The following is a 12,784-nucleotide window of genomic DNA, read 5'->3' on the forward strand; positions in this document are numbered from 1 at the left end:
TTATGACAAACCGTCTCTTTGAAATGTTTCCCGAAGTAACCGCAGCACAGTGGAAACAGCAAATACAAGTAGATTTAAAAGGTGCTGATTACAATCAGACACTTATTTGGAAAACCCTGGAAGGTATTGACGTAAAGCCTTTCTACCATCCTGACGACATTTCAAATCCCAAAAATTTAAACATACCAACGCAACCGTGGCTCATTGGCCAGCACATTTATGCCAAAACAGCCAAAAGCGCCAATAAAAAAGCATTAGAAGCTATTAATCGCGGTGCCGAAAGTATTATTTTTTCAATTGATAATTACAATGTATCGATAACCGAATTACTTGAAAACATCAATCCAAGTGATGTAAACATCATTACTAATTTTAAATTTTTAGCAGATGACTACATTAAAAACATTCCCTATGAAATTCTTAAAGAAATAATTGTTGTAAACGATGTTATACATCACTTATCGGTATCGGGTAACTGGTATACCAATTTAAAAACAGATATGGAAGCGTTTTCAGGTATTGTACAAAACAGTGAGTGCCTTACCATAGATTTAGAACATTATCAAAATGCCGGTGCCAATATTACACAACAACTAGCTTATGGTATGGCTCAAGCCTGTGAGTATCTCAATGATCTCGATTCAAAATTAGAAAAGCCTATAAAGCAGCAATTAAAAATTGTCTTTAAGGTAGCCGTAGGAAGCAATTACTTTTTTGAGATTGCAAAAATAAGAGCATTAAAATTACTTTGGAGCACGGTCGCCTCTGAGTTCAATGTGAATATAAATTGCAAAGTCATTGCAACCCCAAGTAAACGAAATAAAAGTATTTACGATTACAATAACAATATGTTGCGCACTACTACAGAATGCATGAGTGCCATATTAGGTGGTGCAGATGTTGTGTGTAATTTACCTTATGACGCCATTTATCATAAAGACAATGAATTTGGAAGCCGAATTGCCAGAAATCAACTACTCATTCTAAAACACGAAAGTTATTTTGATAAAGTTGAAAATATTGTTGAAGGTAACTACTATATTAATGACATTACGCATCAACTGGCTGAAAAAGCTTTAAATCTTTTGAAAGAAATTGAGCAAGCCGGAGGACTGTTAGAACAACTTAAAAATGGTACAATTCAGAAAAAAATAAAAGATAGCGCCAATAAAGAGCAGGCGCTATTCAATGAAGGTGCTTTGGTATTGTTGGGTGCCAACAAACAACCCAAAAAAGACGAAACTGTAAAAAACAATCTGGATATATATCCTTTTGTAAAGTACAACCCGGTAAAAACAATTATTGCACCAATCATTGAAAATAGATTGGCCGAACACCTGGAAAAAGAAAGACTTGAAAATGAAAAGTAAAAAGTTAATTTTAGTAGTGACTATCATCGCTGCCATAAGTTTTAATTCTTGTGTTGACGCTATAAAAGAGTTTAACAATTGGGGAGCCACTGAAGATATTGAAGAACTACCCGGTAAATATCACTTTCTTGAAAAAGAAGGCATTAAGGTGTTTTTACCTGAAATTTTTGAAAGAACATCCATGGCAGAATACCTCGAACTTGTAAAAACAATGGGCACAAAAGATGAATATGCCTTCGAAGTCAATCAGTTCAAATCCCGTTCAAGGATGGATGGTAATTTCTACATCTATTTCGATAAAGATTCCGGTTCTACCTATTCCATCTATACAAGACCTTATTTGCAACTGTATCAAGAAGAGGCAGCTAACTTACTTGCTGTTATTAGGGCCAATCAAGATGAAGCAGCCAAGGGACTTCCAAGAAAATTCACGAAAATTACAGCCAAATTTGACGACAGTCGTGGTCCGCAAATATTTAAAGCGGTTTACAAAATAGAAAACACCAAGAAAAAAACCGAAGTCTTTCAACACAGTTATATCGTGTCTAGCAATGATCATACGGTTTTCATCAACTTAACAACACCATTCCAAGACGTTAATTTTGATGTATTTCTTCAAAAAATGGTAATGTAATGAAACGAAAAGACCTTCAACACATTCAAATTAAAAACACTGTTGTTAGTAATAACGGTGTAACCGGTAATCCCTCCAACTTTAAAACCGCCGAAGGTATTGCCGTAAAAAGTAAATATACCGAGGCAGATATCGAAAACGCAGAACACCTTAATTATGTAGCCGGTATTGCACCATTTTTGCGTGGACCATACAGCACCATGCATGTAATAAGACCTTGGACCATTAGGCAATATGCCGGATTTTCAACAGCTGAAGAAAGCAACGCTTTTTACAGAAGAAATTTGGCCGCAGGTCAAAAAGGTTTATCGGTTGCGTTTGACTTAGCAACTCACAGAGGTTACGACTCAGACCACGAGCGTGTAGTGGGAGATGTTGGTAAAGCTGGCGTAGCCATAGATACTGTTGAAGATATGAAGGTATTATTTGATCAGATTCCCCTAGATCAAATGAGTGTTTCTATGACTATGAATGGCGCCGTTTTGCCAATATTGGCATTTTACATTGTTGCCGGCGAAGAACAAGGCGTAAAACCCGAACAGCTTTCTGGAACCATCCAAAACGATATTTTAAAAGAATTCATGGTGCGGAATACCTATATCTATCCGCCAACACCATCCATAAAAATCATTTCAGATATTTTTGAATATACCAGTAAGCACATGCCAAAGTTTAACAGTATTAGTATTTCAGGTTATCACATGCAAGAAGCCGGTGCCACCTGCGATATTGAACTGGCTTATACCTTGGCCGATGGATTGGAATACATTAGAAAAGGCCTCGAAGCAGGTATGGATATCGATACCTTTGCTCCAAGACTTTCTTTCTTTTGGGCCATTGGCATGAACCATTTTATGGAAATTGCTAAAATGCGAGCTGCCAGAATGCTATGGGCAAAACTGGTAAAACAATTTAATCCTAAAAATCCAAAATCGCTCGCTTTAAGAACCCACAGCCAAACATCGGGATGGAGTTTAACCGAGCAAGACCCGTTTAACAACGTGGCCCGAACCTGCATTGAAGCTGCTGCCGCGGCATTTGGCGGCACACAGAGTTTACATACCAATGCTTTAGATGAAGCCATTGCCCTACCAACCGATTTTTCTGCAAGAATTGCCAGAAACACTCAGTTATATCTTCAAGATGAAACCTTTATAACCAAAACCGTCGATCCTTGGGCAGGTAGCTACTATGTTGAAAACCTAACACACCAAATTGCTCAAAAAGCCTGGAAACTTATCGAGGAAGTAGAAGAACTCGGTGGCATGACAAAAGCTATTGAAGCCGGAATTCCGAAAATGAGAATTGAAGAAGCTGCAGCGAAAAAACAAGCGCGTATAGATTCAGGTCAAGATATTATTGTGGGTGTTAACAAATACAGATTGGCAGAAGAAGACCCAATTCACACCTTAGAAGTAGACAACCAAACCGTTAGATTACAGCAAATTGAAAAATTAAATAACCTCAAAGCCTCCAGAAATAACGACAAAGTTAAAGTCGCTCTTACAAAATTAACCGAAGCCGCTAAATCAGGTAAAGAAAATTTATTAGCTTTAGCTGTTGAAGCAGCACGCCAACGCGCCACATTGGGCGAAATAAGCGATGCTCTAGAAACTGTATTTGGAAGATACAAAGCAAAAATTCAATCTTTTTCAGGTGTGTATAGTAAAGAAATAAAAGACGATTCGCTGTTTAAAAAAGCTCGCGAACTGGCCGATAAGTTTGCCGAACAAGAAGGTAGACGACCCCGAATAATGATTGCCAAAATGGGTCAGGATGGTCATGATCGTGGCGCAAAAGTAGTGGCTACCGGCTACGCCGATTTAGGTTTTGATGTAGATATTGGTCCGCTATTCCAAACACCTCAGGAAGCAGCCAAACAAGCGGTAGAAAACGATGTTCATATATTGGGAGTTTCTTCGCTTGCGGCAGGACACAAAACACTGGTTCCACAAGTTATTGAAGAACTTAAAAAATATGGCCGCGATGACATTATGGTTATTGTTGGCGGTGTCATTCCAAAACAAGACTATCAATATCTCTTTGATGCCGGTGCAGTAGCCGTTTTTGGTCCCGGCACCAATATTAGCGAAGCTGCAATTTCAATTTTAGACATATTAATCGATGAGGTGAATTTTTAAGTTTTAAATAAAATAAATGTTAAAAAAAGGCGTTAAAGTCTTCGGTATAAAAATAATTACTACATTTATTATCAACTTTTTAAAACTTTTAATATATGAAATCCCTCACAAGTAAAGCACTGCTATTGCTTAGTGCGTTCACACTTATTTTTGCAGAAATTTCAGCACAACAAAGCACCACTGTTTCTGCTGCAAAGATTGACCTCACCGAAAAAATTCCAATAGACCCTAAAGTTAAAGTCGGGAAATTGGAGAACGGACTTACATATTACGTACAAAGTAATCCCAAACCTGAAAACAAGGTAGAATTACGATTAGCTATCAATGCAGGATCGATCCTAGAGGACGATGACCAACAAGGATTGGCGCATTTCATGGAACATATGAACTTTAACGGAACAACCAATTTCAAAAAGAATGAACTAGTTGACTATCTTCAAGGCATTGGTGTAAAATTTGGAGCCGATTTAAATGCTTATACCAGTTTTGATCAAACTGTTTACATTCTTCCAATTCCTAGCGATGATCCTGAAAAATTAGACAAAGGCTTTCAAATTTTAGAAGACTGGGCATTTAATGCACTTCTTGAAGATGAAGAAATAGATAAAGAGCGCGGCGTAGTTTTAGAAGAATTACGCATTGGCAAAGGCGCCGACGAAAGAATGAGACAGCGCTATCTTCCAAAAATGATGTATGGGTCTCGCTATGCCGAACGCCTTCCTATAGGTAAAAAAGAAATTATCGAAAACTTTGATTACGATGTTATTAGAAGATATCACAAGGATTGGTACAGACCAGATTTAATGGCTGTTATTGCGGTTGGCGACTTAGACGTTGAAACCTTGGAAGCAAAAATCATCGAGTATTTTGGTGATGTCCCCGCTGTTAAAAATCCAAGAGAAAGAAAAGAATACGATTTACCCAACCACGAAGATACTTTTATTTCAATTGAAAGTGATCCTGAGGCATCATTCACCAATGTACAAATTATGTACAAAGACCGCGAGAATAAAAAGCCTACCGAAACCATTAAAGATTTTAGAGACAACCTTGTACGCTCCTTATTTTCGCAAATGATCAATAACCGATTAGACGAATTGAGAAATAGTCCCAATCCACCATTTGTGTTTGGTTCTTCTTATTACGGAGGTACTTTCGCTAGAAATAAAAATGCCTACCAATCCAGTGCCTTTGTGGATGCTTCTAAACAATTAGAAGCTTTAAAAACATTGTTAGTTGAAAACGAACGCGTTAAAAGACATGGTTTTTTTGAAGGCGAGTTTGAGCGTGCCAAAAAAGACTTAATTGCCAATTTAGAAAGAGCATATAAAGACAGAGACAAAACAGAATCGGGCAGAATAGTTGGTGCGTATATCAACAATTATTTAGATCAAACACCCATAGCCGGTATCGAATGGAATTACAACATGATGATGACATTGCTACCGGGTATTAAAATTGAAGAAGCCAGCCAACTCATTGAAAATTACATCAAAGAAGATAATCGTGTGATTATTTTAACCGGACCCGAAAAGGAAGGTCTTAAAAAAGTAACTGAACAAGAAGTTAAAGACCTACTGGCTGCCATTGATGATATGGAAATTGAACCTTACAAAGATGCCGAAGTAGCCGAAAGCCTTATTACCAAATTACCTAAAAAAGGCAGTGTTATTGACTACAGCTTAAATGATGAACTAGATACCAAAACCATAACCTTGAGTAATGGTGTAAAAGTAACCTATAAAATTACCGATTTTAAGAATGACGAGGTACTGTTCGATGCATTCAGATATGGTGGTACATCTTTATATTCAGATGAAGATTATCTGGCTACTGCTAATGCTAATGGCGGCTTAACCGAAGCAGGTGTCAATGGTTTCAAAATAAACGATATCAATAAAATACTGTCAGGAAAAATAGTGAATGTAAGACCATCAATTGGCGGATACAGCGAAAATATTTCAGGAAACTCAACACCCGATGCACTCGAAGAATTGTTTCAACTAACGCATCTTTATTTTTCAGCTTTAAATAAAGACGATGAAGCATTTCAGTCTTTTGTCAATAAACAAAAGGCGTTTGCAGGAAATTTACTGGCTAACCCACAATTCTTTTTTCAAATTGAATTGGGTAAGTTTCTAAATGAAGGAAATCCGCGCTACGTTCCATTTCCTACTGCCGAAAGCTGGGAAGAAGCCAATTACGATTTGGCCCACCAAAAATATATGGAGCGTTTTTCGGATGCCTCCGGATTTCATTTTTACTTGATAGGTAATTTAGACGAAACAAAATTGGTTGATTTATGTGAAACCTATTTAGCGAGTTTACCAAGCAGTAACAAAGAACATTCATACAACGTTCCGGATTACAGACCCTTAACGGGCAGTCATAAAAAGGTAATTAAAACCGGAACAGACCAAAAAAGTAATGTGAGACTCATTTACAACGGCCCAACCGATTACAGTCCTGAAGAAAATTTAGCCCTAAGAAGTGTAGGCGAAGTACTTACCATTAAACTCATTGAAAAATTAAGAGAAGAAGAAGGTGGCGTTTACGGTGCCGGAGCAGGCGGAAGCATCAGCAAAATTCCATATGGTTGGTACAGATTTACAATCAGCTTCCCTTGCGGACCCGAAAATGTTGATAAACTTACAAGTGCAGCACTTGCTGAGTTAGACCTCATCATAAAAGATGGTCCAACAGAAACTGATCTTAATAAAGTTAAAGAATCGCTCAAGCTAAAACACAAAGAAGATTTAAAAACCAACAGATATTGGTTAGGTTTGTTAAGAGGTAGTGATTATGAGCAAAAAGATGCTAACAACATGCTTGAATTTGAAAAAAATGTTGAAAATTTAACCGTAGCCGATCTACAAAAAGTAGCCGAAAAATATTTAACAAAAGGCTATATTACAGCCATTCAAATGCCTGAAGATTAAAGTTTAGTGTGATAATTTAGAAAGCAGCGAGAATAAACTTGTCGCTGCTTTTTTATTGGTTTTAATTTAATGATAACCCTTGTATAACTGTTAACAAATTGGGTTTTATAAACTCATAATTAATTGTATTTTTACCTACTCAAAACCAAATCAATTAATGGGTAAAATCATTGCAATTGCCAATCAAAAAGGTGGTGTTGGAAAAACCACTACCTCAGTTAACTTAGCCGCTTCTCTTGGTGTTTTAGATAAAAAAGTGCTACTCATAGATGCCGATCCGCAAGCCAATGCCACTTCTGGCCTGGGCATAGACGTAGACAGTATAGAGATTGGTTCTTATCAGTTATTAGAACACACTGCAAAAGCAGAAGACTGCATTATACCTACCAATTCGCCAAATGTTTCAATTATTCCGGCACATATAGACTTAGTGGCGATTGAAATTGAACTTGTTGACAAGGAAGACAGAGAATACATGCTGAAAAAAGCCGTATCACATCTTAAAACCGAATACGATTTCATCCTAATAGATTGTGCACCGTCGTTAGGCTTACTAACTTTAAATGCCCTTACAGCAGCCGATTCGGTTATTATTCCGATACAATGCGAATATTTTGCATTAGAAGGATTAGGAAAACTACTCAATACCATTAAAAGCGTACAAAAAATTCACAACGCCGCCTTAGACATCGAAGGCATGTTACTCACTATGTACGATTCCCGATTAAGGCTGTCGAATCAGGTGGTTGAAGAGGTGCAAAAGCACTTTAGCGATATGGTGTTTGAAACCATCATTCAGCGTAATGTAAAACTCGGTGAAGCACCAAGTTTTGGTGAAAGTATCATTAACTATGATGTTGGTAGTAAAGGCGCCACTAATTATTTAAGCTTGGCGCGCGAAATCATTCAAAAAAATGAGAGCTAATGGCAAAAGCAACGCAAAAACAGGCGCTTGGTCGCGGACTTTCGGCTTTATTAAAGGATCCGTCAAACGATATTAAAAGCATTCAGGATAAAAATGCCGATAAGGTAGTTGGTAATATTGTAGAGTTGGAATTAGAGGCCATTGAAATTAACCCGTTTCAACCACGTACCAGTTTTAATGAAGAAACGCTCAAAGAACTGGCTACTTCAATAAAAGAATTAGGTGTAATTCAACCAATTACAGTTAGAAAAGTTGGATTTAATAAATACCAGCTCGTCTCGGGAGAACGCAGATACCGCGCCTCAAAACTGGTTGGTTTAACCACCATTCCGGCATATATTAGAATTGCCAACGACCAGGAATCTCTGGAAATGGCGTTGGTTGAAAACATTCAGCGTGTTGATTTAGACCCTATTGAAATTGCGCTTTCCTACCAAAGATTAATAGATGAAATAAACCTTACTCAAGAACAATTAAGCGACCGTGTTGGAAAAAATCGTTCAACCGTCGCCAATTATATGCGATTGTTAAAACTAGACCCAATAGTGCAAACAGGAATGCGCGATGGTTTTATATCTATGGGTCACGGTCGGGCATTGATTTCGGTTGAATCTCAGACCCTTCAGCTCGACATTTACGAAAAAATAATAAGCAATCAACTATCTGTTAGACAAACCGAAGCACTCGTAAAATCGCTCATAAATCCCGAAAGTAAGCCACCCAAAACCGAAACTGAACTTCCAAAACACATTAAAAAAGGTATCAAAGAATTTTCTGAATACTTTGGTCATAAAATAGACGTTAAAGTAGGTAAGAATGGCGCAGGTAAAATTTCTATTCCTTTCCATTCAGAAGAAGATTTTAACAGAATTAAAAAACTTTTAAAGGGTGCCAAATAAGCTGTTCTTATTTTTTTTTATTGCGCTCGGCTTCTTGCAATTTACTTGGTCTCAAACAGAAACCGATAGTATTATAAGCAATAAAGACGAAAAACTTATTCTTATAAGAGATACCATTGTTTCAAGACAAATTGATCCTTTAGCACCTTCAAAAGCGGCTTTTTACTCAGCCATATTGCCTGGATTAGGTCAAGCCTACAATAAAAAATACTGGAAAATTCCCATTGTTTATGCCGCCATTGGTACGGGCGTTTATTTATATATAAATAACACCAATGAGCTCAACAGATATCGTGACGCTTATAAAAGCAGATTGGCCGGTTTTAATACAGATGAGTTTTGGGGTACAGATGCCAACGGCATACCATTAGCTGCACCTAGAATTGAAAGCGACGGACTCATTAGAGCCCAGCAAACATTTAGACGTAATCAGGAACTTTCGTTGCTGGTTACCATTGGTCTTTATGCGCTTAATATTATAGATGCGAATGTAGACGCACATTTAATGCAGTTTAATGTAGATGAAAATCTGGCTGTAAAACCCCATTATAAGTACAACCAAATGGACAATACAACGGATTTGGGTTTAACCATTAATTTTAAATTTTAAGATGAACATTGCACTTTTAGGCTACGGCAAAATGGGAAAAGTTATTGAAGGCATTGCCATAGAGCGAGGTCACAACATTGTTTTAAAAGTAGATGCAGATACCAAAAGTTACAGTTTAGAAAATATAGATGTTGCCATCGATTTTAGTGTGCCGTCGGCAGCAGTTCAAAACATTTCTAATTGTTTAAATAATAACGTACCGATAGTTTCAGGCACTACAGGTTGGTTAGACCATTACAATGACATGGTAGCACTTTGCATGGAGCGTAACGGTAGTTTTTTGTATGCGTCAAATTTTAGTATAGGCGTTAATATCTTTTTTGAGATCAATAAAAAATTAAGTGGATTGATGGGAACACAACCGTCATACAGCGTAGCCATGGAAGAAATTCACCACACTCAAAAACTCGACGCACCCAGCGGTACAGCCATATCATTAGCCAACGATATTATTAAGAACACGTCGTACACCGGCTGGAAACTAGAAAATCCCTTAGCATCTGAATTTCAAATTGTAGCCAAACGAATTCCCGATGTACCGGGAACTCACGAAGTAATCTATAACTCTGAGGTAGACAGCATTTCAATAAAACACACGGCACACAGCAGACAAGGTTTCGCCCTTGGCGCCGTAATAGCAGCAGAATGGCTTAAAGATAAAAAAGGTGTGTTTTCTATGAAAGATGTACTAAACATTGGCTAATTAGCTTATTTTTGAAACATTAACTATCCATAAATTCTAAAAAATGAGTTTAAACAACTGGTTTTTATTTATTCTTGTCATTCAAATTATTCATGGCCTAGGCACATGGAAACTTTATATAAAAGCAGGTAGGAAAGCCTGGGAAGCCTTTATTCCTGTATACAATGCCTTCATTTTAATGAAAATAATCAGCAGACCTTGGTGGTGGATTATTTTACTGTTTTTGCCCATTGTGAACCTGATTATGTTTCCGGCAGTATGGGTTGAAACCGCCAGAAGTTTTGGTAAAAACAGCCTCACCGATACCATTTTAGCAATCGTTACATTAGGATTTTATAACTATTACCTCAACTATATTGACAATGTCAATTACGTTGTCAACAGAGATTTAAAACCTACTTCGGCAGCAGGCGATTGGATTAGCTCTATTCTATTTGCGGTTGTTGCGGCTACTATTGTGCATACTTATTTCATTCAGCCGTTTGTAATTCCAACTTCGTCCTTAGAAAAATCACTCTTGGTTGGTGATTTTTTGTTAGTAAGCAAAATGCATTACGGTGCGAGAGTGCCAATGACAACCATCGCGGCACCCATGGTACACGATACACTACCCGTTTTAAAGGTGAAATCATATCTGCCAAAATTTGAACTGCCTTACCTTAGGTTTCCGGCTTTCGAAAAAATAAAAAATAACGATATTGTAGTATTTAACTGGCCTACTGACACCATGTTGGATATGCGCCATACAGACAAATACTATTACAAACCTATCGATAAAAAAACCAACTATGTAAAACGATGCGTGGCTATAGCAGGCGACACACTCGAAATTAAAAATGGTTATGTTTGGATTAACGGAAAACAAAATCAATTGCCCGACAGAGCGCATATTCAATTTTCTTATAACCTCACATTTAAAAGACAATTGGCGCCTATGGACATGTACCGTATCCTTGAAAAATTTGACATTACAGATGGCCTAGGTATCGACCAACAACAACAAGTTTACATCATTCCTGCCGCAACAGAAGCAAACGTAGCGAAGCTTAAAAATCATCCTGATGTGGCATCAGTAAGCGTAAGAAAAGCAGTTGAAGGTCAGCGTTCATCGGATATTTTCCCAAGTGACCCAAGTTATAACTGGAATAACGACTATTTCGGACCTTTATACGTTCCAAAAGCCGGCACATCCATTCAGCTTACTGTAGACAATCTACCCTTGTATAAACACGCCATCACCCATTACGAAAATCATAAGATAGCCGTAAATGGCAATCAGGTATTAATAGACGGGAATCCTACAAATAGTTACACCTTTGAAAAAGATTACTACTGGATGATGGGCGACAACCGTCATAACTCACAAGATTCCAGGGTTTGGGGATTTGTACCGCACGACCATATTATTGGAAAACCTGTGTTTAAATGGATGAGCATTAAAGGCATTAACGACGGCATAAAAAATTGGAGTATTCGTGGCGAACGCGTTTTCACAACCGTTAGCGGTGAAGGCGAACCTCGCTCCTATTTTATACATTTTGTTGTTGTACTGGGTTTAATATATGGATTTAGCATTTGGCGAAAGAAAAAACAACAGGCTAAATAAAAAGGCCCAAAAATGTCTTCTCTTTTACATTTAACTTATTTTCCAAATGTGGCTCATATGGCAGTCATGTTAAAAAATAATGACTGTTTTATTGAAGCTCACGATACTTACCTCAAACAAACCTACAGAAATAGAACCTGTATATACGCTGCTAATGGAAAATTACAGTTAAATATTCCTGTAATTCACTCGCAAAACAACAGACAATTGTACAAAGATGTAGTGATTAAATCTGAGGAAAACTGGCAAATCAATCATTTAAAATCCTTGGAATCTGCTTACAGAAAATCGCCTTTCTTTGAATATTATATCGATGATATTTTGGTGTTGTTTGAAATGGAAGCGCAAAACCTTTTCAGTTTTAATTTGAAGTGTTTAGAAGTCATTTTTGAATGTTTACAACTACCTTACAATTTTAAATTTACCGAAAGATTTGAGCATCATCCGAAGGAAATTGAAGATTTTAGAAGTTTGGTATACTGTAAGAAGGAAGTTCAACAAAATTTTGACTCCTATACACAGGTTTTTGAAGATAAGCAAGGTTTTATTGGCAACTTGAGTATTCTAGATTTAATTTTTAATGAAGGACCAAATACCGTTAATTACCTAAAAGCTTTAAGAGTAAAAAAATGATACAGGCCTTTATTCATTATGGGATTCATTTTTTAGGACCACTTTTAGTGGCTTTGCTATTTTACAAGAAGCAGTGGAAAACAGCCTATGGCATCATGCTTTTGGGTTTATTGATTGATTTAGATCATCTGCTGGCCACACCAATTTTTGAAGCAGGAAGATGTAGCATTAATTTTCATCCGTTGCACAGTTATTACGCCATTGGTGTATATTTTTTAATGACCCTATTTAGAAAGACAAGACTTTTAGGTTTGGGATTATGTATTCATATTTTAGCAGATGCTATGGATTGCTTTCTGATGTAGACTTGATTTTGAATTAGTT

11 protein-coding genes are annotated in these 12,784 nt (G+C 37.1%); all 11 read left to right on the forward strand.

Annotation, left to right across the window (positions count from 1 at the left end; translation table 11 throughout):
* Window positions 1-2 precede the first annotated feature (2 nt).
* The 11 genes from FJ651_RS07375 (at window position 3) to FJ651_RS07425 (ending at window position 12,765) form a co-directional block, all read left to right on the forward strand.
* Complete coding sequence (locus FJ651_RS07375) at window positions 3-1,370, forward strand: methylmalonyl-CoA mutase subunit beta (protein WP_140989867.1); 1,368 nt, start codon at window positions 3-5, stop codon at window positions 1,368-1,370.
* Window positions 1,360-2,004, forward strand: a complete 645-nt coding sequence (locus FJ651_RS07380; protein ID WP_140989868.1) for a hypothetical protein — start codon at window positions 1,360-1,362, stop codon at window positions 2,002-2,004. The genes FJ651_RS07375 and FJ651_RS07380 overlap by 11 nt, the downstream gene beginning before the upstream one ends.
* On the forward strand, window positions 2,004-4,145 hold the full coding sequence (scpA, locus tag FJ651_RS07385; protein WP_140989869.1) for a methylmalonyl-CoA mutase: 2,142 nt from the start codon (window positions 2,004-2,006) through the stop codon (window positions 4,143-4,145). Before FJ651_RS07380 ends, scpA begins: the two co-directional genes overlap by 1 nt.
* Window positions 4,146-4,240: 95 nt before the next feature.
* Entirely contained in the window at window positions 4,241-7,084 is a 2,844-nt protein-coding gene (locus FJ651_RS07390; protein ID WP_140989870.1) for a M16 family metallopeptidase, read from the forward strand.
* Window positions 7,085-7,241: 157 nt separating this feature from the next.
* Window positions 7,242-8,009 (forward strand): ParA family protein, encoded by a 768-nt coding sequence (locus FJ651_RS07395; protein WP_140989871.1) that lies wholly within the window; start codon window positions 7,242-7,244, stop codon window positions 8,007-8,009.
* A complete protein-coding gene (locus FJ651_RS07400; protein ID WP_140989872.1) occupies window positions 8,009-8,908 on the forward strand; it encodes a ParB/RepB/Spo0J family partition protein in 900 nt (299 codons plus the stop codon). Before FJ651_RS07395 ends, FJ651_RS07400 begins: the two co-directional genes overlap by 1 nt.
* Window positions 8,898-9,518, forward strand: coding sequence for a DUF5683 domain-containing protein (locus FJ651_RS07405; RefSeq protein WP_246085334.1), 621 nt, complete (start codon window positions 8,898-8,900; stop codon window positions 9,516-9,518). The genes FJ651_RS07400 and FJ651_RS07405 overlap by 11 nt, the downstream gene beginning before the upstream one ends.
* Window position 9,519: 1 nt before the next feature.
* Complete coding sequence (gene dapB / locus FJ651_RS07410; protein WP_140989873.1) at window positions 9,520-10,221, forward strand: 4-hydroxy-tetrahydrodipicolinate reductase; 702 nt, start codon at window positions 9,520-9,522, stop codon at window positions 10,219-10,221.
* A 43-nt stretch (window positions 10,222-10,264) separates the two neighbouring features.
* On the forward strand, window positions 10,265-11,827 hold the full coding sequence (lepB, locus tag FJ651_RS07415) for a signal peptidase I (RefSeq protein WP_140989874.1): 1,563 nt from the start codon (window positions 10,265-10,267) through the stop codon (window positions 11,825-11,827).
* Between the two features lie 12 nt (window positions 11,828-11,839).
* Window positions 11,840-12,460, forward strand: coding sequence for a WbqC family protein (locus FJ651_RS07420; protein ID WP_140989875.1), 621 nt, complete (start codon window positions 11,840-11,842; stop codon window positions 12,458-12,460).
* A complete protein-coding gene (locus FJ651_RS07425) occupies window positions 12,457-12,765 on the forward strand; it encodes a DUF6122 family protein (protein ID WP_140989876.1) in 309 nt (102 codons plus the stop codon). The genes FJ651_RS07420 and FJ651_RS07425 overlap by 4 nt, the downstream gene beginning before the upstream one ends.
* The last annotated feature ends 19 nt before the right edge of the window (window positions 12,766-12,784 follow it).

Origin of the sequence: Paucihalobacter ruber, from assembly GCF_006494535.1 — a bacterium.
Classification (GTDB): domain Bacteria; phylum Bacteroidota; class Bacteroidia; order Flavobacteriales; family Flavobacteriaceae; genus Paucihalobacter; species Paucihalobacter ruber.

Excerpts from the sequence above, each read along its gene's own strand:
- FJ651_RS07375 (WP_140989867.1), top strand. The coding sequence starts at position 3 with ATGACAAACCGTCTCTTTGAAATGTTTCCCGAAGTAACCGCAGCACAG.
- FJ651_RS07380 (WP_140989868.1), top strand. The coding sequence starts at position 1,360 with ATGAAAAGTAAAAAGTTAATTTTAGTAGTGACTATCATCGCTGCCATA.
- scpA (WP_140989869.1), top strand. The coding sequence starts at position 2,004 with ATGAAACGAAAAGACCTTCAACACATTCAAATTAAAAACACTGTTGTT.
- FJ651_RS07390 (WP_140989870.1), top strand. The coding sequence starts at position 4,241 with ATGAAATCCCTCACAAGTAAAGCACTGCTATTGCTTAGTGCGTTCACA.
- FJ651_RS07395 (WP_140989871.1), top strand. The coding sequence starts at position 7,242 with ATGGGTAAAATCATTGCAATTGCCAATCAAAAAGGTGGTGTTGGAAAA.
- FJ651_RS07400 (WP_140989872.1), top strand. The coding sequence starts at position 8,009 with ATGGCAAAAGCAACGCAAAAACAGGCGCTTGGTCGCGGACTTTCGGCT.
- dapB (WP_140989873.1), top strand. The coding sequence starts at position 9,520 with ATGAACATTGCACTTTTAGGCTACGGCAAAATGGGAAAAGTTATTGAA.
- lepB (WP_140989874.1), top strand. The coding sequence starts at position 10,265 with ATGAGTTTAAACAACTGGTTTTTATTTATTCTTGTCATTCAAATTATT.
- FJ651_RS07420 (WP_140989875.1), top strand. The coding sequence starts at position 11,840 with ATGTCTTCTCTTTTACATTTAACTTATTTTCCAAATGTGGCTCATATG.
- FJ651_RS07425 (WP_140989876.1), top strand. The coding sequence starts at position 12,457 with ATGATACAGGCCTTTATTCATTATGGGATTCATTTTTTAGGACCACTT.